General features: G+C 52.1%; 25 protein-coding genes. 14 read left to right on the plus strand and 11 right to left on the minus strand.

Features of this window, described 5'->3' with window-relative positions; genetic code table 11:
* Positions 1-268: 268 nt before the first annotated feature.
* From FUA23_RS13865 to FUA23_RS13875, 3 genes are all read right to left on the minus strand, one after another.
* Entirely contained in the window at positions 269-922 is a 654-nt protein-coding gene (locus FUA23_RS13865; RefSeq protein ID WP_246144227.1) for an SCO family protein, read from the minus strand.
* On the minus strand, positions 912-1,538 hold the full coding sequence (locus FUA23_RS13870) for a toxin-antitoxin system YwqK family antitoxin (RefSeq protein WP_147931350.1): 627 nt from the start codon (positions 1,536-1,538) through the stop codon (positions 912-914). Before FUA23_RS13870 ends, FUA23_RS13865 begins: the two co-directional genes overlap by 11 nt.
* Before the next feature lie 87 nt (positions 1,539-1,625).
* Positions 1,626-2,525, minus strand: a complete 900-nt coding sequence (locus tag FUA23_RS13875; protein ID WP_147931351.1) for a YHYH protein — start codon at positions 2,523-2,525, stop codon at positions 1,626-1,628.
* Positions 2,526-2,885: 360 nt separating this feature from the next.
* Here FUA23_RS13875 and FUA23_RS13880 point away from each other — a divergent pair, with 360 nt between their 5' ends.
* Positions 2,886-4,478: an amidohydrolase family protein gene (locus FUA23_RS13880; RefSeq protein ID WP_222707037.1), complete on the plus strand. Its 1,593-nt coding sequence runs from the start codon at positions 2,886-2,888 to the stop codon at positions 4,476-4,478.
* 7 nt (positions 4,479-4,485) lie between these two features.
* Here FUA23_RS13880 and FUA23_RS13885 read toward each other — a convergent pair whose 3' ends face one another.
* The 3 genes from FUA23_RS13885 to FUA23_RS13895 all read right to left on the minus strand — a co-directional run bounded on the left by FUA23_RS13885 (position 4,486) and on the right by FUA23_RS13895 (position 6,780).
* Positions 4,486-4,926 (minus strand): hypothetical protein, encoded by a 441-nt coding sequence (locus FUA23_RS13885; RefSeq protein WP_147931352.1) that lies wholly within the window; start codon positions 4,924-4,926, stop codon positions 4,486-4,488.
* Positions 4,927-5,006: 80 nt separating this feature from the next.
* On the minus strand, positions 5,007-5,939 hold the full coding sequence (locus tag FUA23_RS13890) for a glycerophosphodiester phosphodiesterase family protein (RefSeq protein ID WP_147931353.1): 933 nt from the start codon (positions 5,937-5,939) through the stop codon (positions 5,007-5,009).
* 175 nt (positions 5,940-6,114) lie between these two features.
* The gene (locus FUA23_RS13895) at positions 6,115-6,780 is read right to left on the minus strand and encodes a class I SAM-dependent methyltransferase (RefSeq protein WP_147931354.1); all 666 of its coding nucleotides are present in this window, start codon (positions 6,778-6,780) and stop codon (positions 6,115-6,117) included.
* 171 nt (positions 6,781-6,951) lie between these two features.
* On the opposite strand from FUA23_RS13895, the gene FUA23_RS13900 reads away from it, so the two are divergent.
* The 7 genes from FUA23_RS13900 (at position 6,952) to FUA23_RS13930 (ending at position 13,107) form a co-directional block, all read left to right on the plus strand.
* Entirely contained in the window at positions 6,952-7,242 is a 291-nt protein-coding gene (locus tag FUA23_RS13900) for a hypothetical protein (RefSeq protein WP_147931355.1), read from the plus strand.
* A 24-nt stretch (positions 7,243-7,266) separates the two neighbouring features.
* Positions 7,267-8,313, plus strand: coding sequence for a UDP-3-O-(3-hydroxymyristoyl)glucosamine N-acyltransferase (gene lpxD, locus FUA23_RS13905; protein ID WP_147931356.1), 1,047 nt, complete (start codon positions 7,267-7,269; stop codon positions 8,311-8,313).
* 184 nt (positions 8,314-8,497) lie between these two features.
* Entirely contained in the window at positions 8,498-9,889 is a 1,392-nt protein-coding gene (locus tag FUA23_RS13910; RefSeq protein WP_147931357.1) for a bifunctional UDP-3-O-[3-hydroxymyristoyl] N-acetylglucosamine deacetylase/3-hydroxyacyl-ACP dehydratase, read from the plus strand.
* A 2-nt stretch (positions 9,890-9,891) separates the two neighbouring features.
* Positions 9,892-10,686, plus strand: a complete 795-nt coding sequence (gene lpxA, locus FUA23_RS13915) for an acyl-ACP--UDP-N-acetylglucosamine O-acyltransferase (RefSeq protein ID WP_147931358.1) — start codon at positions 9,892-9,894, stop codon at positions 10,684-10,686.
* A 5-nt stretch (positions 10,687-10,691) separates the two neighbouring features.
* Entirely contained in the window at positions 10,692-11,306 is a 615-nt protein-coding gene (locus tag FUA23_RS13920) for an ABC transporter ATP-binding protein (RefSeq protein ID WP_147931359.1), read from the plus strand.
* Between the two features lie 85 nt (positions 11,307-11,391).
* Complete coding sequence (locus FUA23_RS13925; protein ID WP_147931360.1) at positions 11,392-12,483, plus strand: arginine-tRNA-protein transferase; 1,092 nt, start codon at positions 11,392-11,394, stop codon at positions 12,481-12,483.
* Between the two features lie 24 nt (positions 12,484-12,507).
* Positions 12,508-13,107, plus strand: a complete 600-nt coding sequence (locus tag FUA23_RS13930) for a tetratricopeptide repeat protein (protein WP_147931361.1) — start codon at positions 12,508-12,510, stop codon at positions 13,105-13,107.
* 308 nt (positions 13,108-13,415) lie between these two features.
* On the opposite strand, the gene FUA23_RS13935 is transcribed toward FUA23_RS13930, so the two are convergent.
* From FUA23_RS13935 to FUA23_RS13955, 5 genes are all read right to left on the minus strand, one after another.
* A complete protein-coding gene (locus FUA23_RS13935) occupies positions 13,416-13,631 on the minus strand; it encodes a hypothetical protein (RefSeq protein ID WP_147931362.1) in 216 nt (71 codons plus the stop codon).
* A 157-nt stretch (positions 13,632-13,788) separates the two neighbouring features.
* On the minus strand, positions 13,789-13,980 hold the full coding sequence (locus tag FUA23_RS13940; protein WP_147931363.1) for a cold-shock protein: 192 nt from the start codon (positions 13,978-13,980) through the stop codon (positions 13,789-13,791).
* Between the two features lie 149 nt (positions 13,981-14,129).
* Positions 14,130-16,856 carry a TonB-dependent receptor gene (locus FUA23_RS13945; RefSeq protein ID WP_147931364.1) on the minus strand — a complete coding sequence of 909 codons (2,727 nt, stop codon included), beginning with the start codon at positions 16,854-16,856 and terminating at the stop codon, positions 14,130-14,132.
* Between the two features lie 133 nt (positions 16,857-16,989).
* A complete protein-coding gene (locus FUA23_RS13950; protein WP_147931365.1) occupies positions 16,990-17,733 on the minus strand; it encodes a GLPGLI family protein in 744 nt (247 codons plus the stop codon).
* Between the two features lie 152 nt (positions 17,734-17,885).
* Complete coding sequence (locus tag FUA23_RS13955; RefSeq protein ID WP_147931366.1) at positions 17,886-18,641, minus strand: GLPGLI family protein; 756 nt, start codon at positions 18,639-18,641, stop codon at positions 17,886-17,888.
* Positions 18,642-18,845: 204 nt separating this feature from the next.
* On the opposite strand from FUA23_RS13955, the gene FUA23_RS13960 reads away from it, so the two are divergent.
* The 6 genes from FUA23_RS13960 (at position 18,846) to FUA23_RS13985 (ending at position 23,975) form a co-directional block, all read left to right on the plus strand.
* Positions 18,846-20,375 (plus strand): sensor histidine kinase, encoded by a 1,530-nt coding sequence (locus FUA23_RS13960; protein ID WP_147931367.1) that lies wholly within the window; start codon positions 18,846-18,848, stop codon positions 20,373-20,375.
* Between the two features lie 177 nt (positions 20,376-20,552).
* A complete protein-coding gene (locus FUA23_RS13965) occupies positions 20,553-21,278 on the plus strand; it encodes a response regulator transcription factor (protein WP_147931368.1) in 726 nt (241 codons plus the stop codon).
* Between the two features lie 142 nt (positions 21,279-21,420).
* Positions 21,421-21,669, plus strand: coding sequence for a NifU family protein (locus FUA23_RS13970; protein WP_147931369.1), 249 nt, complete (start codon positions 21,421-21,423; stop codon positions 21,667-21,669).
* A 47-nt stretch (positions 21,670-21,716) separates the two neighbouring features.
* Positions 21,717-22,421 carry an RsmE family RNA methyltransferase gene (locus FUA23_RS13975; protein ID WP_187271030.1) on the plus strand — a complete coding sequence of 235 codons (705 nt, stop codon included), beginning with the start codon at positions 21,717-21,719 and terminating at the stop codon, positions 22,419-22,421.
* 42 nt (positions 22,422-22,463) lie between these two features.
* A complete protein-coding gene (locus FUA23_RS13980; RefSeq protein ID WP_147931371.1) occupies positions 22,464-23,132 on the plus strand; it encodes a DUF4159 domain-containing protein in 669 nt (222 codons plus the stop codon).
* 159 nt (positions 23,133-23,291) lie between these two features.
* On the plus strand, positions 23,292-23,975 hold the full coding sequence (locus FUA23_RS13985) for an Ig-like domain-containing protein (protein ID WP_147931372.1): 684 nt from the start codon (positions 23,292-23,294) through the stop codon (positions 23,973-23,975).
* Positions 23,976-24,030: the final 55 nt, after the last annotated feature.

Raw genomic sequence — 24,030 nt, forward strand, 5'->3', positions numbered from 1 at the left:
TGAGTACCGGTACGCACCAGCCACAGAATGGCGTCAAGTACATCCCGGAGTTGATGTTTTGTCTTGCGGTTGATTGGTAGATAATCTTTAACTTCGTTCCACTGGCTGTCAGTCAACCGAGTCCACTGCTTGGTCATATTTGTAGTGTTTAGCGACTTACAAGATACGACTGGCAGCCTTTATATCTAAATTTTCATAATTTTAGACACGCTCTAAACCACTCCGACTTAGGTATAGAACCGGTATTTCTCGACAATACAAATAACCATCATTTTTCGCCTTTCAGTGTTCTTATATCAGCAATCAATTGATTGACTGAGGTCTTGTTCAAGCCATTGTAAATGCCTCTAATGTGTCGGTCTTTATCGATCAGCACAAAATTCTCGGTGTGGAGAAATTCATCTTCATCTTTGTTTAACCCCAAGTCTTCTTCTACAAAGTAGTCTTTTCTTCCCAGCTTGTAAATATCACGTTGCTCCCCGGTAACCAGGTGCCACTTACCTGAAGAAATACCTTTGTCTGCGGCGTATTGCTTGAGAACGGGCACAGAGTCTCTCTCGGGGGTAACAGAGTGTGACATTAACAAAACATCATCATCCTCCAAAAATTCCTCCTGTAATTCCATCATATTGGCAGTCATCCTGGGGCAGATCCCCGGGCAGATGGTGAAGAAAAAGTCTACTATGTAAATTTTGCCCCTAAAACTCTCTTCGGTAATGACCTCTCCTTCCTGATTGATAAAGCTGAATGGCGAAATGCGATGAAAAGTATCCAATACTTCAGCACCAGGGGATATCCAACGGGGGGTAAAGGTTGCTTCGTTGTAAAAAGGAAGCGTTTCTACCCTGCTTTCATTTGGCAAAGACTCGCTGCAGGACACCAAGCAGATTACTGACAGGATAAGAAGGATATTAATTCTCATACTGAACGTTTTCATCTTCCAGACCATAACAAAGTGCTGCTTTTTTCAAGCCAAAAATCCTCCCCTCTCTGGCTTCATAATTGGCGAATAAATTGCCGTTCTTTCTGAACGCCTGTTGAATCCCCTCTTCTCGTCCCATTTTCAGGTTCAGTTTTTTAAACAGTTCGCCGGTCGGATACCACTTCTTTTGTTCTCCGTGTGCCTTACCCGAATAAAAATTCAATTGAGCGACTAAAGTATGGTCTGCTCCCGGAGACCACATTTTCTTCTCCCCATGAAGTTTTCCTTCATGGTAGTTGGCCAATTGTTTGTAGTGCCCGTCCGGATACCATTGAATGGATTGATTCTCTTTTTTCCCGTTAAGGATGCCTACTCTGTCCTTTAGGGTACTGTCTGGATAAAAACTAACTGCGTAACCTGAATACAGTTCGTCACCTAGGGTCCAAAGCGAAGTCTTGTTGTCGTAGAGAAGAGCTGACTCCGCAACCCATTTATCGGGTATATCCATTGTCACCTCGACCGGATCGGGGGGAGGCAGGCTTTTTGTGGCAGTCTGTTCCGCACAACTTACGAGCAGCAAACTAAGCGATAATAATAGGAAAATAACTGACTTCATAGTGTCAATTTTACAGAGAGAAATCACCAGAAGTCAGCGTAATCCGACTCCTGGTGATTCCTTCCGGCATAAGTACCGATTGGCTGATTACATGATCGCATTTGGCGTACCCTGCAGGTCGACTCCGAATAAGAGAATGTAAGAACCAATGTAGAATTCATTGATAATGTGGCAGTGATAGAACTCTTCTCCATCACTGTGTTGCGTTGAAGAAGTATGTCCGCCAGATTCATCCAGATCAGTCGGGTGGTCTCCTGTGGAATTGCATCTCCTGCCATAAATCAAAAAACCATCCTGAAGAATACCAACCAGGGCATCGTCATCATGAGAGAGGAGGGTGTTTTCACTTACGTCCGCCGCTTCCAGGTGGTAGTGGTAACCCGTAGGCCCCATGTGGCCGCCAGCATAGTCAAAGCCCGACGCCACGTTTTCCGATAAGGCTACGTTAGGCCCCTCTTCATCGTTGAAAATAGGGGCGCCCGTAATTGAAATACCGATAGCCCCCAGCCCCGTCGCAGAAGTGTTCGAAGCTTTTTGCGGTGAAGCCGGAACGGTAACGGTATAACTGCCTTCATTGATTCTACCCGGAGACATTTCCGACTCTACAGCAACCACAGGGTCGATGTACAGGCTATTACTGGCATCCCAGTAAGGCGAAGTGTGGTGAGGCAGCGCATTTGACTCGATGGTAATCTCATCTCCATCGAAAGATACCGTCACTGCGTCAGCGTTGAAATCGTCAAATGCAGACACCGGCGTACTACCTGTTGCTGATGATCCGCCCGTATCATCGCTATCCGAGTTGTCTGCAACGTAGCCTTCCGGTTGGTCACATGCGGATTGGCTCACAGCAGGATTTCCTAACCCATCGCCGTCAGCATCTTCGTACCAGGTGGTTTCAACGCAAAGTCCCTCGTCGTCCTCACAGGACGAAACAAGAAAGACCACTCCCAGAAGGAGCAGAAAGGAAAATATTAAGTACTTCATTCTTTGTTTTTTGTTATTAGAAAGCAGGTTTACGGATTGGACACTTCTCCTGACGATTTCCTCCGATCATTCTCAAGCTTTCTTTTACCGCAGGCAGGGAAGCGGGTCATCTCGTCTCCCAAATCACAATCGCCTGAAACAGGAAAGACAGCTTTTCTCTGTGCCCCTCGAAGAACCGTCGTGTGTATCACGAGATAAACGGATCCCCCTCTCCCCCGGCCCATCTCCTCGGGAGAGGGGAGACGTGACGAGCGACAAGTTCGTGATAGTAGTGCATCTCGTGATACACACGAACCGTCGCTGCCGGCAGATTTAATTCCGGTTACGTACATTGCCATCAGTAAATCAACAAAAGACTCAATGCCCACACCTCTACGCTGCCTTTCAACGCACCTTTGCACCCACGTGCCCGCCCTTATGTTCCTGCTTATGTTTCTTCCGTTGCTGTTGCTCGCGCAGCCAGAAAAAGCAGCGCCCCGCGGAACAGATTTTGGCGACGGCCCACACAGTCAGTTGATCCTGCGCGGATTGATTCTGATCAATGGGAACTGCGCTCCGCCCACCGGACCGGTGGACATTGTAATTGAAGGAAACAAGATTGTCAGCGCAAGTACCGTTGGTGTTCCCGGCGTTGAAATCAACGAAAGACGCCGACCAAAACTGAAGGCCGGTGGCAAAGAGATCGACTGCAGCGGCATGTACGCCATGCCCGGCTTCGTGGATATGCACGGGCACATGGGCGGACGGGCCCAGGGCACCACGGCAGATTATGTACTAAAACTATGGCTGGGTCACGGAATAACGACTATTCGTGAGCCAGGAAGCTTCAACGGCCTCGAGTGGACACTCGACCACAAAAAACGATCGGCGACCAACGAAATAGCCGCTCCCCGAATCCGGGCCTACACAGGCTTCGGGATGGGCCGCGAAGAGCCCTTCACTTCGCCGGCCGAAGTAAAAGAATGGATCATCGCCAACAAGGCCAAAGGCGCCGATGGCATCAAACTGTTCGGCGCCAGCCCAATGCTTATGCAGGCGGCGCTCGAAACCAATAAGGAAATCGGCCTCCGTTCCGCCTGCCACCACGCCCAAATGGATGTCGGCCGTTGGAACGTCCTCAAATCAGCCCGCGCCGGACTCACCAGTATGGAACACTGGTACGGACTTCCAGAAGCAATGTTCGAAAATCAAACAGTTCAGGATTATCCCGTTGATTACAACTACCAAAACGAGCAGGACCGCTTCGGCGAAGCCGGACGCCTGTGGGACCAGGCCGCTAAACCAGGCTCCGAAAAGTGGAATGCCGTGATGAACGAACTCCTGGAGCTCGACTTCACCATCAACCCTACCTTCAACATCTACGACGCTAACCGCGACGTGATGCGGGCACGCAACGCCGACTGGCACGAAGAGTACACCCTGCCTTCGCTGTGGAAATTCTTTCAGCCCAGCCGCGTCAGCCACGGGAGCTACTGGCACAAATGGGGTACGGAACAGGAAGTGGACTGGAAGAAAAACTACCAGTTGTGGATGGCATTCATCCAGGAATACAAAAACCGGGGCGGCCGGGTTACGGCGGGGTCCGACTCCGGCTACATCTACCAGACCTACGGATTCGGCTACATCCGCGAACTCGAATTACTGCGCGAAGCAGGGTTCCACCCGCTCGAAGTCATTCGCTCAGCCACCCTGTACGGAGCCGAAGCACTCGGGATGGACAACGAAATAGGCACCATCGAACCCGGCAAACTGGCCGATATCGTCATTGTCGGTGAAAACCCGCTGGCCGACCTGAAGGTGCTCTACGGCACCGGCGCCACACGCCTCGACGACGACGGAGAAGTAACCACAACCAAGGGCATCATTTATACCGTCAAAGACGGTATCGTGTACGATGCGGTAAAACTCCGTGAAGCCGTCAAGGAAATGGTACGGGAGGCAAAGCGACGCTAAAAAAAGCTTATTCCTTTACGTACGAAACCCCGATTTCCGTATCGCCGAGGTAGAATACGAAGGTATCCGGGACCGCCTCTCCGGGCTTCACCAGGTCTTGAGCCGTAAAAGTGAACGTAACGGTTTCAGTAGCTCCTCCCGCAAGGGTAAGGGAAGTACCCACTTGCGGGCGTTTGATCTGTGCTGCGGATTCATCCTTCAGCATCAGGACGACCTCTTCTGTTATTTCGTTTTTCTCGGTGTTTTCAACCGTAAGGGAGATGCTGAATTCTTCATCGGCGTAGATCGCCGGATCGCTCAGTTCGAAGTTGGAATACTTAAATGATTCCGACTTTAAAACAGACTGGCTGTTGACCAGGGTCGCCCGGGCCGGCTGAGCAGACAGCGTAACGGAAACGATGCAGAATAGTGAAAGGGCCAGCAGGCCCCGCAGGTGGTTAATTTTCATGGAGAATAAGTATTGTAAAGCTAAAGTTAATAATTTGGTGGTTACCCGCTAAGGAACCGCTACGCGAAGTATGAATATACCTACTCAAAGCCCTCCGGAATCCGGTCCGGGTAATCCGTTATGATTCCATCTACCCCGAGTTCCAGTAATTCATTCATCCGTTCGGTGGTATTCACCGTCCAGGGCACAACGCGCATACCGAGCGCGCTGGCCTCGGCGATGAGTCCGGCATCGGTGTGGATTTCGTAAGGGCTGTAAATCGGCGGCACGAAACCGATCGAATCCATTTTTGATTTGAGGTCTCCGGGGAATTCATCGAGGTAGGCAAGTTGAATCTCGGGGCGCTGTTGCCGGATAACGGCCAGCACCGGCGGGTCGAAACACTGCAGGGTAACCAGTTCCGGCTTCCCCCAGGCATCGAGGTCGGTTAGGACGAGGTCCACAAAGGTATTGCGATCAGGCACGAACTCCGGCTCGAGGTCTTCCTCGTATTTCAACTCGATATTGTAGCGCGGTGATGGGCGTCCGTGCTGAACACAGTAGCGATCGACGGCTTCGAAAACCTGTAACAGAGTCGGCTTAACGGCCGGGCGATTGTCCTGTTCCGGAAACCGCGGATGGGGCAGTTTTCCGCAGTCGTAAGTGGCGATTTCAGCAGCGGTGAGACTCCTGAGGCTGATTCGGTTGTCGTCCCCTTCGGTTAAGCGTTGGCCGTCTTTTGTTTGGCAGATTTCCGGGGAGAGCCAGGGCTCATGGCTGACGATTACGCGGTCGTCTGCGGAGATCACGACGTCCAACTCCAGTGTTTTTACGGTGGGGTAATCGAGCGCGCGGAGAAAGGCCGGGATGGTGTTTTCCGGCAAAAGTCCGCGGCATCCGCGGTGGCCCTGCCAGTCAATTTCTTTAGTCATGATGGTTTCGTTTTCGGCACGGTTCGTTTTGTTTTCGGGGGCGCGGCCGCAGGTGCAAAGCGCCGTTAGAAAGAGCAATGAGAGCAGAAATTGTGGTTTCATGGGTGATTAGGGTTATTACCAGCGGCGCGCGTTCAGAAAGCAGAAAGGGTGGCTTTATTTGTTCAGCGCCCGCAGTAGTAAGTACAAGGAGAAATACGGGAACAGGTTCGCTGTTACCCGTATATCATTTGCAGGAATACGCATAGCCTTTTCGGTTTACCCGTTTCCGCGCACGCTACTTAAAGGTAGCGACCCAGGCGGTATAATCGAAGATTGCCTCACGGCGGAGCACTTCTTCTTTCTCAATGCGCCAACCCCGCTGCTGCAGGGCCATGCGGTAAGCTTCGGGGCCGTGTTGCTGCGGGTGAAGCACATCTCCCGGCAAAGCCTGGAAAATCGGCAGCAGCAATTTATGGCGGTGAACATCGGAGGTCATCAACAGCTGGGTGCCCTGTTGGGCGTGAGCCGTCAGGGCATCCAGTGCAGCCGCCCAGTCAGATACGTGGTTGATAGCGTTGAAGCAATAAATCGCCTCAAAGGTTCCTTCTCCGTCGAAAGCCTGTTCGAGGGGTTGGGCCAGGAAGCGGACACCGGGGTAATCGTTGCGGTCGAAAATGGACAGTTCCGACTCGTAGCTGTCCAGCAGAGGGTCCAGCGCGGAAACCGATTCTATTTTTTCGAGATAGATATAAACGCCGGCAGGTCCGCACCCGGCGTCCAGGACTTTGCGCCCCGGTACGGGGGTCCATTCGAGTTGTTCGAGGGTACGTTGCCAGTAAGCCTTTTTGTTGCGGAGATATTCCTCGGGCGATTTACCACGCAGGTAGCGTTGCCACCACTGGCGCTCAAGGAACTGTGCCACCCGCCAGCGCAGGGTCGGTTTGCTTTGTGTTTCAGACATCGCGGCGAAGATACTTCTATCACGGGAACCGGCTTCCCTTTTCCGGCTTCAAAGCTGGCCCAACCGGAGTTCGGAACCGTTTTTGCACCTGCGTCTGCGCCCTTATCCTGATCGTAGCTATCTTTGGCCGGACAAAAAGAGTTCTCCCTTAAAAAAGTCCAGCAAAGCAAAATGAGGATAATCGGCCGAATCCCCCACCCTACACTTCAGATTACAGTCTTTGAAAACGACGGCCGTTTCCCTATACAGTTTGAGACGAACGGCCTTAGCCAAATCTACCGTTTCCGTAAAAGTGAAGGTCTCAAAAGCCTTACCGACGTAAAGAAACTGATCAATGCGGACCTGATAAAGACCGTTCTTGAGCAATTTTCTGTGATGCAGGCCGCACATTCGCGTGCCTTGAATACTTTTGCCCCTCCGGAGTCTGTTGGTGATACCGACGGGCTACCCGATATTATCTGAGTGTTTTAACCACCCTTCACCTTTATGAAAATCACTGCCGTTAAACTAGCAGAAATGATCGGCGCCACCGTTGAGGGCAACCCCGACGTGATCATATCTTCGCCCGCTAAAATTGAAGAAGCCGGCCCTGGTTCCATTACTTTTCTGGCCAACCCAGCCTACGAGCATCACCTGTACAATACTGGTGCCTCCGCCGTTTTGGTCAGCCTTGATTTCGCTCCCCGCGAACCCGTGAAGCCTACCCTGCTCCGTGTAGCCGATGTTTACGGTACGGTAAGTAACCTGCTGGCGGTATACAAACAGGATGAAGCCGCCCAAACCCGTCGTGCCGTCTCGGCCCACGCAGCTGTTGAGGATACGGCAACCCTTGGCGATAACGTCCGCATTGGCAAGTTCTCCGTCGTTGAGCAGGGAGCGGTAATTGGTGAAGGAACGGTTATCCTCGATCAGGTCTACATCGGGCCTAACGTGACCATCGGTAAAGACTGCGTTTTGTACCCCGGTGTGCGCGTGCTTCGTGACTGTGTACTGGGAGACAACTGTGTTTTGCACGCCAATGTGGTCATCGGCGGTGATGGCTTCGGATTTGCCCCCGATCCCGAAACCGGTCGCTATAACAAGGTGCCGCAAATTGGCAATGTCGTACTCCATGACCGGGTCGAGATTGGCGCCTCCACCACTATCGACCGCGCCACGATGGGTTCCACGGTCATACATTCGGGGGTAAAACTGGACAACCTCATTCAGGTTGCTCACAACGTCGAAATCGGCGAGAACACCGTAATCGCCGCACAGGCGGGCATTGCCGGATCCGCTAAAATCGGGAAAAATTGCCGGATTGGCGGACAAGCCGGCATTGGCGGTCATTGTACCCTTGCCGATGGAACCCAGGTCCAGGCCCAGTCGGGAGTGATCAACAACATCACCAAAAGTGGTGCCAAGTTGGGCGGATCTCCCCACATGCATTACCCCGACTATCTTCGTAGCTATGCCGTTTTCAAAAATCTGCCTTCGGTAGTAAATAAACTCCGGAAAGACATTGCGGAACTTCGCCGCCAGATAGGTCAATAATCAACCGAACTCCTCAACTAAACCTGCTAAAGAAAGCGACCGACCAACCACCCGTGCTACCCGGATGAGCCAGGATGGTGAAAGCCGGGACTCGCGCGCCGGGTATGGTGACGAATTGTCTATTTGACTATTTAACTTACCTTTGCGCTCAATTTAGCCCCTCCAACACAGCCAAGTAATCATAATGACAAACCAACGCACTATAGCGAATCCCTTTTCCCTTAAAGGGGTGGGCCTGCACAGCGGCGCGGAAGTAAAGCTGAACTTCAAGCCGGCCTCGGAAGGCCACGGCGTAAAATTTCAGCGGATTGACCTTGAAGGCCAACCGGTGATCAATGCTGATGTCAACCGGGTAATCAGTACCGACCGCTCTACGACCATCGGGACCGGCGACGCTACTGTATCTACCGTAGAACACCTGCTTTCGGCTGTATCCGGGCTACAAATAGACAACCTCCTCGTGGAGATCGACGGGCCGGAAATTCCGATCCTCGACGGCAGCGCCAGCCCCTTCATTGAGCCCTTGCTGGAGGCAGGAGTTACAGACCAGGACGCCAACCGGGAGTACTTCATCGTGGAAGAACCGATTACCTACCGCGACGAAGAAACCGGCTCCGAACTGGTAGCTCTGCCTTACGACGGCTTCGAGGTGGTAAGTATGATCGACTTCGACAGCCCCGTACTCGGTCAGCAATATGCTACGCTGCGTGGCTACGAAGACTACGCAACGGAGATTGCTCCCTGCCGGACGTTTGTCTTCCTCCACGAACTCGAGTTGCTCTTCGAGCATGACCTCATCAAGGGAGGGGACCTTACGAATGCTATCGTGATTGCCGACCGGGTCGTTCCTCAGGAACGCCTCGACAAACTCGCAAAGCGTATGGGCAAAGAGACCGTAGAGGTTACCAAAGCCGGTATCCTGAATACGCTCGACCTCAAGTTTCACAACGAGCCTGCCCGCCACAAATTACTCGACGTGATTGGAGACATCAGCCTTCTGGGTGTTCCCATCCGTGGGCGGATTCTCGCCACCAAGCCCGGTCACGGCAGCAACGTAGCCTTCACTAAGTTGCTCAAAAAGGCTTACCTCGAACAGCGCCGGCTTAAGGGCCGGCCCCGTTACAACCCCAACGATACGCCGGTATTCAATACCGAACAGATTCAGGAGATCATGCCTCACCGCTATCCGATGCTCCTGATCGATAAGATCATTGAAATGGGAGAAGGCTACATTGTCGGCCTTAAGAACCTCACCATTAACGAAGACTTTTTCCAGGGTCACTTCCCCGGAAACTACGTGATGCCCGGCGTCCTGCAAATGGAAGCCATGGCACAAACCGGCGGATTGCTGGTCCTGACGATGCAGGAGGACCCGATCGGCTGGGATACCTATTTTCTCAAAATTGATAACGCAAAATTCAAGAATTTCGTTGTTCCCGGAGATACTGTCCTCTTCAAGATGGAGCTTGTTGCCCCCATCCGTCGGGGCTTGTGCCAAATGCGGGGAACCGCTTACGTTGGCAATAAGATTGTTTCCGAAGCCGACCTTGTAGCTCAGATTGTAAAGCGCCCCTGATTATGTCCATGCATTCCTTAAGTGTCGTTCATCCGAACGCAAAAATTGCTCCGGGCGTAACGGTCGGCCCTTTTACCACTATCGAAGATGATGTGGAAATCGGAGAAGGTTCAATTATTGGTTCCAACGTAACCATCTTCTCAGGATCACGAATCGGCAAGAACGTCGAAGTATTCCCGGGAGCGGTTATTGGTGGTAAACCGCAGGACCTGAAGTTTGCCGGAGAGTACACCACTACCCACGTTGGTGACAATACCACCGTTCGTGAGTACGTGACCATCAACCGTGGTACGGTTGCCGCAGGCAAAACCGTTGTTGGCAAGAACTGCCTGCTGATGGCCTACGTGCACGTTGCGCACGATTGTATCCTCGGTGATAACATTATCCTGGCCAACAACGTCAACCTTGCCGGGCACGTTGAGCTCGAAGACTTTGTGATCATCGAAGGTCAGGTGGGTGTCCAGCAGTTTGTCCGCATCGGTAAGCACAGTTTTATTGCCGGAGGAAGCCTGGTGCGTAAAAGCGTACCGCCTTATATCCGTGCAGCCCGCGAGCCCCTGAGCTATATTGGTGTTAACCGCATCGGCCTGCAACGCCGTGGCTTTGCCATCGAACGGATCAATAACATTCACGAGATTTACAGAATCCTTTTCGTTAAAGGTCTGAACCTCACCAATGCCATCACTGAAATCGAGACTACCGTTCCGGTGTGTGACGAACGGGATGAAGTCGTGAAGTTTATCGCAGAAACCGAGCGTACCGGAATCATTCGCAGCTTCCAGGGCCTGAATGACTAACAGCTATGCACCCGGTCACCCTCAAACTCGATAAAGCGGGCAAACGTTTCGGACGTCACTGGATTATCAGGGACTTCACGGATACGTTCTCCGGTGGTGAGTTGATCGGGATAAAAGGGCGTAACGGCTCGGGCAAATCAACTTTACTGCGCCTTTTGTGCGGCCAGCTGACGCCGTCGCGTGGCAGTTCAGTTTGCACCATTGGGGGAAAAGAAGTTGCTCCCGCAGTACGGTACAAGCACGTTGCGTGGACCGGGCCGTACCTCGAAATTGTGGAAGAACTCACCATAGTGGAGTTTCTGCAATTCCACTTTGCGCTCAAACCGATGTTGCCCGGCTTAACCCTGACGGACATTCCTCAGCGTTTGGAACTCGACCATGTGCGTAACCGAAAAATAACGGACTGCTCCTCCGGTATGCGGCAACGGGTTTTACTGGGCAGCGCGCTGTACGCTGCCACTGAAATCCTGCTCCTCGATGAACCCACCGTAACCCTCGATGAAGAAGCAGCCGAATGGTTTCACTCCGAATTACGTAAATTCCGCCATGAGCGTCTTGTATTCATCGCCAGCAACGACCCCGATGACCTCAGAGATTGTACCCGGATGGTAACACTCTGACAATCTTCATGCCTGGCCGGGAAGATCAAGCCATCTAATCTGACTACCTTTACGTCAAAAGCAAACTATCGCCCTGAGAAACCCCATGCTGTTCCCCTACGTAGATAAAGAAACCCCCTTCGTCCTCAGTCCTGAAAGCCTGGACTGGTACCTCAGTAGGGGCTGGTACCGCATGGGAGGGCATATCTTCACGACGCACTTCCTCTTTTTCAATGATTCGCCCTATTCTGCCGTCTGGATTCGGCAGGACCTGACCGTTCATACATTCTCCCGCAGCCAGCGTAAACTGATGCGCAAGAACGCCAAGCTGTTCGAGATTGCAACTGGTCCCAGGGTCATCGATGAAGAGCGGGAAGAACTCTACCTGCGCTATGCCGATAACTTCGACGGCCGCCTCTCGCCAACGATCGCGGAAAGCCTCGAAGACTTCGGCGACTCCACCAGTATTTTCAATACCTGGGAGACCACTATCCGTGACAAAGTGAGTGGCAAGCTGGTCGGAATAAGCTACTTCGACCTGGGGGATGACTCCGCAGCCAGTATCCTCGGCATCTACGATCCGTTGCTCAGCTCATTCAGCCTCGGCTACTATACGATGCTGCTGGAGATGGATTTCTGCCGTTCCCGCGGAGTAGACTATTACTACCCCGGCTACGTAGTGCCCGGCTACAAACGTTTCGACTATAAGCTCCGGTTGGGCTTTAACGAATACTATGACCTGCGCTCAGAGAGCTGGCTTCCTTACAACCGGGAAGAAATAGACGTGTATGGCCCCGTGGAATCTCAGCAAAGAAAGCTCAAAGACCTCGCTTCCCTGCTCCATCCCGAAGGCCCCGCGGGTACCGGATTGTACATTTACCCGCTCTTCGAGGCAAAGCTCTACGACCCCAGTACCGACAACTACCTCGCTTACCCGTACTTCGTGCCGCTTGGCCGTGATTCGGAGAACACCCTGGTGCTGGTGACCTATGATCCGTCGGAAGAGGTCTTCCTCGTTCTGCACTGTTCGCTGGTGCGTAATGCCATGCTATCCTTCAAATTATCTCACCTGAACGAGTCGACGGAATCCAACTACTTTACCGACCTTTTACAGGTTGAGAAGCTACTGTTACGTGGCAAATCAATTGAGGCCATTTACGGGCTGTTACTTCAGGCTTCGCAGAAGGCCAATTCTTAATCAGTAATATTCAATTTCATTCGTATGCGTATCACGACTCCATTCTACTCAGCTCTATTTGCAATTGTTTTATCGGGATGTGCGGGCAACGATGCGCCGCCTGCCGAACAAACGCCAGTGGTTGAAAATACTTACCAGGCCGCAGAGGATGCCCTCGAAAACGGAAAAAACGCCGCAACGGTCAGTAAATTACTGATGGATAATTTTGAAGCGGTAAGCGATTCCAATACCGGGAAACTCAATATGCAGGCCAGCCAGGATTTTTCGAGAATTGCCCGGGAACTGGCCGATAAGTTCCCCGAAGACACGATGGCTGCCATGCCCTTCTACCGTTCCGCCGAAGTCGTACGCGCAATGAACGACCCTAAAAGAGCTGCAGCCATTTACCGTGACGTCTACGAGCGCTACCCTGCTTTCAGCAAAAGCCCGGAAGCATTATTTATGCTCGCGTTCACGTACGATGAAGACCTGAAGGATCTCGACGCTGCCCGTTCGGCATATAATGATTTCCTGGAAAGTTACCCAACCCACTCCTTCGCAGACGATACGGAAATGTTACTCAAAAACCTGGGAAAATCCGACGAGGAAATTCTCAAAGAGCTGGAAGCCAAGACCGGGGAATAGCAATCCGGAGCCCTTTTATCGTAAGCGGAGTGTTTCGGCTCTTTTGGGTGAGCCTTGCCCGTTTGGGTACAATGTGACCGGTAGAGAGATGTGCCGCTTAACCCGTTTTGCACCTGCGTGCGCGCCGGGTACGCATGCTCCTGCAACTGCTACGGACTTTCAGTTCTCCAGGGCATATCAGGCCGCTAAGCGACACAGGAGTCCGAAGCAGAAGTCAATATAATTTTACCGATCCATTCTATCCGGGCGCCGGAGCGCAGGTGCAATGGAGCGGTTTGATAAAACCGGAATTAAAGCGAAAGCTTTGTTTACTTCACCTGCGGCATATCGGGCATCTTACATTCTTCGTTCGGGTTCTTACCGCAAACCTCACATGTACCAACTTTATTGGTCAGCATAGGGTTATTGCTCGCGCAAGTACCTCTGAATTCATTGCCCGTTACAAGATGACGGATGTTGATCAGCACAAAAGCAGCACCGAAAACGGCGAAGATTACAGTAAAGAGGTATAGGAAATTTGACATTTGGCATCATTTTGAAGGCACAAAGATAACAGTTTAATACCGGCAAAGTTGTTAAGCAACAAGCTTTCGCGGCAGTCTCACGACAAAACGGAAAGCCCCGTCAGGAAATGAATCCGACGGGGCTTTACCGATAGTGGGGTAGTCTAAAAATTTATATCTAGAGTACGCGTACCTCGATGGCCGCTGGGCCTTTCTTGGTATCTTCGACTTCAAAGCTCACTTTGTCGCCTTCCTGGATGTCGTCGATAAGTCCACTAACGTGTACGAACACGTCTTTGCTACCGTCTTCCGGGGCGATAAATCCGAAACCCTTCGTATCGTTGAAGAATTTAACTGTTCCTTCAATCATTGTCTTGCGATTTTTAAGGAGATGAAATAATGGACAAAGGTAGTTCCAATTAGTTCCCCCGGCGCGTTTATTTCACAAATGTAGAAATTGATTATAGATTTCAGCGTCCGGCCAGCGTTTCGTGCCAGCGCTGCCATCTAACTGGTTTTCTATATTTTGTAGTGGAAAGTTCCCAGGAAGTAGCGCCCGAGGCCATCACTGGTGGTCTCACGCGTCAGGAAGCTGTTGACCGAACGGTTGATGATCGTGTTCTGATCGAACAAGTCTGAAGCAGAGATACGGAAGAAGTGACGCTTCTTACGGAACGGGCGTAGCTCCAGGCTGAGGCGCAGGTCGGGGATGTTCTCCTCGGCCGAGAAATCAGAAGCGGCGTAGATGCTGTACAGGAAGCGGCTTTCGAAGCGCCATTTAGGGCTTACTTCAAGTTCAAACTGCGCCAGCAGGTTGTGCGTAAGCTGCGTTACATCGGTACTGACACCACCGTCTTCCCCTTCGAAGGAGTTGATGTAGTTATTCAGGTCGTAGCCTAGCTTCAGGTAGCTGTCTTCGTTCAGTTCCGTGGTGATGTTGGCACCAACCGTTGTGCTGAGGGAGGTATTGAGTTGTTCTACCGCGTCAACGAATCCGGTACCCCGGCTACCGTTCACACTACCTTCCAGTCTGAGTTCACCGTTGATGGCGTTGATGCCGAGCGTGACGCCCGAGAACACACTCCCCTGCCACGCGTGGCCTACGTTGACGGGGCGGTAAATCTGCTGACCGTCGGTGAACGTCACTGCGTTACCGAATGCATTGTCGGTGTACGTAACGTTGAAGTTTACGTTCGCACTGATAGCACGGAACTGATCGTTGAACCACAAGAAGGTATTGAAACGGGTGTTTCTTGCGGGTTCGAGATCAGGATTACCTACCGAGGAGCGACCGTTGGCCGAAGGCTCAACGATGGTCTGAAGCTGGCTGATGCTGGGAGCACTGGAGCTCGTGGTGATATTGGCACTGAAGAAGCCTTTCTTGAACCGGCTACGCAGGCGGATGTACGGGAGGAGGTAGTTGTAATTATCGTCCAGCGAATCATCGCCTTCAACTTTGAGGTTGTTCGCCTCGTAAGTTGTACCGACGGAAATGTTGCCGCCCTTCCCCAAAGTACGAATCAATGAAACATCCCCTTCCAGGGTAGACCAGTCACGGTCGAGCAGGTTGATGGTCTCGTCTTCCTGGAAAAGGAAGCGGTAGTCTCCTTCATCACGGTCGAGGCCGTAACCACCACCCAGGCGGAGACGCCAGTTTTGTCCGAGCGGTTCGGTGTACCGCAGGTTTCCGGAAAGGTTGGTAGAATTAGTTACCCGGTTCTGCAACTGCGTACCGTTGATCAAAGCGCCGAGGAGCTCGCTGTTGGAGGTCTCGTCCAGACCTTCGGTGAGTAAATCCAGATCAGTTTGGTTCTTTTCATAAGAGGCATTGGCACTGGCTTCGAAAGTGCGCCGTGGGCCGCCCTGAGGCGGGCCGCCCGGGCCTCTGCGTCCGCCGCTCTCGCCGCGGTTGTAGCTCAGGGAGATCTCTCCTCCGGGTTGTTCGTTGGTGTTCAGTTCCCGGACGTTGTAATCGTCCACAAATTCACCGTCGTTCTTCACGGTGGTGAAGGCCTGGGTTTCGTTATCTCCGCCAACGATGTAAGCTGAACCGTTAATCCGGATGCGTGAGGTAGAATCTACCTTTTGGCGGAACTCGAAGCCGAGTTTATGGCTATACTGGCTGGTTGCGTTGCCTTCCAGGGTTTCCACCACCCGCTGGTCGGCAGCACGGTTGTAAGCTTCCAATGAGGTAGACTGCTGTACCTGGTTTCGATCGAAGAGGGCGTAGTCGGCCGTCAACTGCCCGTTCTTACCGATGCTTTGTCCGAAGTTAAGTCCGGTGGCGATGCTTCGGTTTTGCCCCGTAGCGTTGCCACTGTCAAAAGGCAGGCTTCCGTCGTTGCCTCCGTAACGGAAACCTCCGCCCCGGCCGGAACTGCCGTTGAATCCCGAAATTTCATTGCCGGAGAAACCGACTTTATTTACGTTGTTGATCGTGCCCAAAAGGCCAATCTGAGTTTCATCACTGATCCGGAAGACCTTTCCCCCGCCCTGGTACCGGTCGTTGGTACCATAGCCGGCATAAACTTCGCCGAAAACTTTGGCCTTAAACTCGTCTTTCATCTCGAGGTTAACGGTCATGTTTTCGGTTCCGTCGTCTACCCCGCTGATTTCTTCAGAGTCGGTCTTTTGGTCAAAGACTTCAACGTTCGTGATGGCCTTTGCATCGAGGTTCTGCGTGAGCAGGGTTGAGTTGCCGGCAAAGAACGGTTTACCGTTGATCATTACTTCGTTGATGGCCTTACCACGCCAGGTGATTTGTCCGCTGGCGTCAACGCTCATCCCCGGCAGGCGACGAATAAGGTCTTCGACTACTGCGTTTTCGCCAACGGCAAAAGCGTCAGCGTCGTAGAGCATCGTATCCCCTTTCATGCGGATGGGAATCCGATCTGCCTTCACTTCTATCCCGTTGAGGAAGAAACCGGCAGGGTACATCTTCAGATCACCGAGGCCAAGGTACTGGTCGTCTTTAGTAATCTTGATGGTTTGATCGGGACGTTCGTAGCCCAGGAAAGTGATCCGCAGGAGGTAATCTCCCGAAGGAACGTTCTGCATCCTGAACACACCGTTATTATCGGTGGTACCGAAACTGGTGAGCAGGCTGTCCGCCGAGCGCAAAAGCACTGCGTTGGCTCCTGGTAAAGTAGTACCGGTGGAGTCCGTTACGGTAGCAACTATTTCAGCCTGAGCGGAGACTACTCCGCTGATAAACAGGCAGAAAACTAATATGTACAGGTATTTCATTTGGTTCTATGGATTAATGGATAGACTATGGTTAAAGATCGAGAAAGTCAGGAGCCGGAAACTGAAAAATCGAGCGTACGGGATCCCGGTCTTATGCCAGGGTTTTGCGCTACTTCCGGCTCCTGCTTAATGACTATCCTCTTGAGCGTTCCCAACCGCGACGACGGCGCTCCATCATTTCAGTTGCACGTTTCATATGTTTGTCGAACTCTTTACGAGTGATTACCTTTTCATCGGCGGGTTTTTCCATGTCCAGCTCGGCGTTGGGCTGCATGGTTGTCATTTTGTATTCGGTCGTGCGGCCATCGCGCTGAACTTTCAGGTAAACGATAGCTCCAGGCAGTCCTCCGTAGCCACGGGGGCCAATACCAAGCGGAATGCTGGGCGTAAAGTATGCCGTAAGCGTGTCTCCCTCAATGGATACCGAGGTAGCCAGCTGGGTGGGTAACGGAATCTCTTTCATCCCTACTTTCATATTGGCGATGTTCCACTTCGGAGCAACCCACTTGTCTTCCATGATGAACGATTGGTCCATCACCTGCCGGCGATCGGTGACCGTACTATCCTTTATGCTGGTGAAGAAGATGTCCGGGTTTTCGTTGAATCGCCCCCAGCGCCCGCCTCCGGAACTGTTTTCGTCAACTACCTGAGAGTAGCTGAAAGCATCAGCGGTGAACTGAAGGCGTCCCGTCCGGTCGAATTCACCGCTGGCCATCCGCTTTTTCATTTCTTCCTTACGGTCTTTTGGCATCCAGTCCCCGAAATCGAAGGTGAAGCTTTCGTTGTAATCGATGGTACCGCTGGTAATCTGAGCGGAGAGTACACCCGTGAATCCCAAAAAGAGGAGGGCGAAGAGGAATCGGAACTGAAATTGCATAGTATGTTTTAAGGTTGTTTTGGTTTTATTACCACGAAGTACGACAATTGTTGTAATTCATAGGATATTTAACCCGCCCGCATCGACAGATGCCCTTATTCTTTCGACAGATTGGGATTCTAAAGGTTTAAAACGCCCTCCTGATTTTTTCACTAATCGATGTTGAACCTTCGCTTCATCATCTTTTGCTTTTTCGCCTTTTCCGAACGGAACTTCGTGAGCGATATCTTTTTCCCTTCAGCAGGCTTCGCGATCTTTAAGGGCTCGCTGCTTACGGATAGCGACGTAGCACGGTAAACCGAAGCCCCATTTGCCCCCGGTATGCGGAGCGTTATGATTGCGCCCGGCAGTCCGTAATAGTTTAGCGGGCCCACTTCGATAGGCAAAGAAGGCGCATAACCAGCCGTAACGGTATCACCCGCAGCGGTAATTGCGGTAGCAACTCTGAGGTCCAGGCCCGCAGTTGCCTCGCTCGGCGGGATGGTCTCGTCGGTCAGGGTCCAGTTGAGTTGTTCGGCGTCTCCTTCCACCAGAAATCCTTTATCGAAAATGAAATCATGATTGACGACTTTACCTGCCTTCGTATCTGTATAGTATGAGGAAGGTTCTTCACCTCCGGTCTCCATGATCATTATCCCACCACCCGCAAGTTCGGTCTGGACGGAAACCACTTCTTTAGGAACTTCCACGAAACTGAAAGCATCGGGAGAGAAAGTTGCTTTGAAGTTAGCGCTGAAGGCCCCCGCAGCGGCCATTTGTTCGTGCAGACTTTCCGCGACCTTATCGGGGAAGTCTCCCTTTGGCAAAGACATCTCGGTCGTGCGCACGTAGTCTATGGTGCCGTATTGTACCTGCGCCTGCAGACCGATCGAGAAACATATAAAAAGTAAGAAAGTAAAGTATTTCATTGCGTAGTGTAGTTGATTACAAAATACCCTTCTCTTCAGGCGGCGCTGACGCAGGTGCCGGGGTGGTTAAGCAGCAGTGCTCCTTCGGGGGTAATGCAAAGATAGGAGCGCTATCCCGCCCTGTTGTTAGCCCCGGCTAATGATGGTTAATTAAGGTTAAGCAGCTTGTACACTGTGGCTTACCGAACGTTCTTTGTATTACCAATGAAGCATTTACTGTACGTATTCTCTTTCATCATGCTCCTGATGTCCTGTTTGCTGGGCACCTGGTGGTACCAGTCCTATGAACACGATAGAAGTGAGCTCCGAAAACAGGTCGAACGTGATCTCGATGACCTGCTGGTCAACAACGTCTTCCGCAAAGCAGTCCCCTTCTTCATGCGCGGTGGCCCGGTATGGGAAGGCGGAGACCCCATCGAGCGCCTCCAGCGTAACGAGGCTTACCTCGAGTATAGCATCAGCTCGATGCGTAAAAACGCACGCATCATCGTGGAGGCAATGCCCGAGAGTCAGAGACAGTCACCGATCATCCTCAGGTTTCCGGATGATCACACGGATAAAAAAAACGACCATAAACGTCTTGAGAAAATGCTCTCTGGCGGCAAGGGGGAAACCTTCACTTTCCCGGAGAAAAATAACAGAGATTACAGTTACGAATTCCCACGGCACATCACCATCAAGGATAATCCTTTCCGGGCTGACTCCCAGACCTTCACTTTTCACTTTCAGGACGATGGGTTCACCCTCGGCAGTATGCCCGCTGAAGTGCTTGACACCCTCCGCTACCGACACAAGGTCAACCTCACTCCTTTGCGCTTCAGCGATAAAACCGGAAGACTTCTAACCAACAGCGCCGATATGCGGGTTAAAACGGAACTCATCAATACCGGCCTGCACAAAGATCCGTCCTACTTCGAGATCACGAATTACCGGTCAACGGTACTTCTGGGCTTATTGCCGGAATTTTTCTTTGGTTTCCTTCTTTTTGGTGCAACGGGCTTTGCTTTTTTCACCGCCTACCGAAACCTCCACGAACAGGAAAAGCAACTAAAACAAAAGGACGCCCTGGTGGCCAACGTTGCCCACGAACTAAAAACCCCCATTGCAACCGTAGGCGTTGCCCTGGAGGCTCTCAACCTGTTCGGAGCAGACGAAGACCCCGCCCGACGGCAGGAGTACCTGGCCATCGGCCAGTCCGAACTGAAGAGGCTGGACCAAATGGCCGACCGCGCCATAGACTCTCTCCAGGCCGGAGACCTGAGCCAACGGCTTCGCTTCCAGAAAACCAACCTCACAAATGCAGTGGTCGATGCCTGGCGGGGCCTGTCCTTACGGTACAATTTGCCCGAAGAAGCCTTAACGCTGCACATCCACGGAGACGTAGACGCTGACGTAGACCCCCACTACTGGCACCACCTTGTATATAACCTGTTAGACAATGCTTGCAAATACGGAGGTTCACCCGCAAAAATTGAGGTGGCGGTCTCCGGTCAGGCGCACGACACAGTGCTTACCATTTCTGACAATGGGCCCGGCATAGCGAGCTGCGAACGGGAAAACATTTTTAAACGCTTCTACCGGATTACCCGCCCCGGCGAAGGACATGCGGTTAAGGGGCACGGCCTGGGGCTCACTTTTGTCCGTCAGGTGGCCGAGGCCCACGGAGGCTCGGTCAAGGTAGATAACACCTCTGCTGGCGGAGCTCGCTTTACGGTCAAAATTCCGCGAAATTAGCAATATTCCCAATCTAAGAAAATATCGGATGAGTAAATTAAATCCAAACTTCTGTATTTGATTTCTTAAGTTTATCGTTTTGGTCGGTCTTTCATTTGCGAGCGACCTTTCAGTCCCCGTCAGGCCGGCGCATTTCCGGTTCTTCTACCCTGTCGTTCACCCAATACCACACACTTTATGAAAGTCCTTTACCTGGAAGACGAGCCCTTATTGGCCCGCATCGTCAAAGAATCGCTGGAAAGCCGAGACTGTGAGATCGACTGGTTTACCGACGGCAAAAGCGCCAGCAAGGCGCTCGCCGAAGCGGACGAATACGACATTGCCGTACTCGATGTTCAGCTGCCGGGGGAAGACGGCTTTACGATCGGGACGCGCCTGCACGAGCAATTCCCCCGTTTGCCCATTCTTTACCTCACGGCCAGGACCCAGGCGAAGGATGTCCTTGCCGGATTCGATGCCGGAGGTAACGATTATGTCCGTAAGCCATTCAGCATGGAGGAATTACTGGTAAGAATGAAAAACCTGGTCTCGTTGAGTGAAGGCGGCCCTGCTCCATCAACCGAAACGGCACCTGCGCACCGTCGCCCCGAAACGGCTTCTGAACTTTACGAATTCGGCGATTTCTTCTTCGACTACCCTAACCTTCGTCTTAGCTTTCGGAACGAAAAACGGTACGAGCTCAGTCACCGGGAAGCCGAGCTGCTCCGCCTCTTCGTCCGCGCCCAGGGGCAAACGGTGATTGATCGCAAACAAATTCTCCTTGAACTCTGGAACGATGACGGGTTCTTTAATTCCCGTAACCTCGATGTGTACGTACGTAAGCTGCGGGCGATGCTGGAGAATGACCCACGGGTAAGAATTATAACGCTGCGGGGTGTCGGGTACCGGTTCGTCGTGGAATGAGGCTCATTGAAGTCAACTGTCCGCGGAGCGTCATCTCTGCCCCGCCAGCGGGAAAAGTCGCAGTACTCTTTCGCACAGAATCGTCTCAGGCCAACTACCCAGTCATAAAAAACGTTACCTTTATCCTGAACAAATCATCCCCATGACGCCGGACGAAAAACAAGACTGGATAGCCAAAGTAGATATAGCCCTCGACGACGTTCGTCCTCACCTCGCCATCGACGGCGGGAACATTGAAGTAGTCAATATTTCCGAAGGAAAAATCGTAGAAATAAAATGGCTCGGAGCCTGTAACGGATGCTCCATGACCGCTATGACAATGAAGGCCGGTGTTGAAGAAGCACTAAGACGTAGAGTACCCGAAATTGCGGGAGTTGTTGCCGTTAATTAGTACGCCGGATCGGTGGTCCGTTTTACTCATTTTCAGAATTTACGTCCGTGCAATTATTCTATGATCCCGATCTGCAGCCAGGAACCCATCCGCTGCGGGAAGTCGAAGCAAGACATGCCTTTCAGGTCCTTAGAAAAAAAGTCGGGGACCGCATCAATCTGGTAAATGGCCGTGGGAGTTGGTTTTCCGCTGAAGTGGCAGCTATATCGAAAAGAGAATGTCTCCTCGATGTTTCTCTCGTTCGTGAACCACAACCCAGGGCAAAACACCAGCTTCACCTGCTGGTTGCCCCTACCAAGAACATTGACAGGTTCGAGTGGATACTGGAAAAAGCAACCGAGATCGGAATCGATTTTATCCAGCCGATCCTGACCGAACACTCCGAACGAAAACGCATCCGTACCGACCGTCTGGAGCGGGTCCTCGAAGCAGCTATGAAGCAAAGCCTCCGGGCCTGGAAACCTGAACTCGGCGAATTGCTCCCCTTCGAAAGAGCAATGGAATTAACCAACCCCGATCACGACCGCTTCCTCGCTTACCTCGGTGCCGACGGTACGCCGCTCCTCCACGAATCCTGTCGGAAAAATACGTCTGTAACCATCGCCATCGGCCCCGAAGGAGGTTTCAGCCCGGCCGAAGCCGAAATGGCACGGTCTCACGGCTATAAATACGCCAGCCTGGGTCCGAATCGTTTACGTACCGAAACTGCGGCCATCGCCGCGGTTCACACCATCGAACAACTGAATTGGTAAAAGGAACGTACCGCTCCGCAAGCTGGAGGAAATAAAATATTTATGAAAAAGTTATTCTCTCTTATTGCCCTGTTTTCCGTCCTCTGTCTTTCTTCAGTTTCGGCACCGGCAACGACATCGCCTCTTCGCCTTGGCCTCCTGAAGTACAACGGCGGCGGAGACTGGTACTCCAACCCCACCGCCCTGCCCAACCTGGCGGCGTTTTGCAACGACCAGCTGGGAACCGACTTCGATATTGATTACGGCACCGTAGAAGTGGGAAGCGCCGAGCTCTACAATTACCCGTGGGTGCACATGACCGGCCACGGCAACGTTGTCTTCAGCGCCGTTGAAGCAGAAAACCTGCGCAACTACCTCATGGGCGGAGGCTTTTTACACATCGACGATAATTACGGCATGGACCCCTACGTGAGGTTGGCAATGGAACAAGTATTTCCGGACCTCGCCCTTGTCGAACTACCCTACAGCCATCCCGTCTACCATCAGTCTTTCGACTTCACCAATGGCCTCCCGAAAATCCATGAGCACGACGGCGAAGCCCCCGTCGGTTATGGTATTTTTTATGAAAACCGTCTGGTTGTTTACTATTCCTTCCAGAGTGACCTCGGTGATGGCTGGGAGGACGAATCGGTTCACAATGATCCTCCCGAAATCAGACAAGCCGCCCTCAGAATGGGCGCAAATCTGATTCAATACGCCTTTGAGCAGTAACCAAAGCCAGGAGTGATGCTCTAAAGCAACAGCGCCTGAGGTGCAGGAATCTACTTGACAAGACAGCAGTCATCTATCGCATTAACGACACCTGGGCGTTTCTGCCGTTCGTTGTCTTAATGCGGCCCTTATCTTAGCGGTCTAAACCACCCAACGTTTATGAAATTTCTGCTTTCTCTCCTGCCTGTCATCCTCTTCACAGCCTGTATCGGTGAGGATATTGTGGATGACTATGTCCAGCCGGTTATCCGCATTCAGAACATCGCATCTTCGATAGAGCAGGGAACCTCCCATCAGTTCGGCCAGCAGTTCATCAATAATGTAGGCCAAATGGAAGAGGTTGCGGGAAACTGGAGCTCAGCCGATCCGGAAATACTGAGCATTTCGGAAACTGGATTGGCTACCGGGCTGGCCGAAGGCCAAACGACCATCACGCTCTCTTATACCGATGAATTTGGTGAGACTGCTTCGGCTTCCGAAGCCGTTGAGGTAGGTCCTTCCACCGTAATAATCGAAGAGCCCATGATGAAGTCAGGAACAGTAAGTACTACCAGTAGTTATGACCTGACTGGGCAGTTCACTCTGTCGGAAATCCCCGATTCTGAAGATCTCCAGCTCACCTTCGGAGGTGACTACATTGCTGACGACGGGCTCCCAGGCCTCTACGTTTACCTCAGCAACAACCCCAACAGCAGCAGCGGTGCTTTGGAGATCGGAGCCGTACAGGTTTTCAGCGGTGCGCACGAGTACACAATTTCAGGAGCAGACCTCGAGTCTTACGCTTACGTGCTTTACTTCTGTAAGCCCTTCAACGTGAAAGTGGGGCACGGCGCTATAGAATAAGCGCTCAAAAACTTGAGTAAAACGCCCCGGACGTTACAACCAATAAACTTCTTTC

It is taken from the genome of Neolewinella aurantiaca (assembly GCF_008014675.1).
Taxonomy (GTDB): domain Bacteria; phylum Bacteroidota; class Bacteroidia; order Chitinophagales; family Saprospiraceae; genus Neolewinella; species Neolewinella aurantiaca.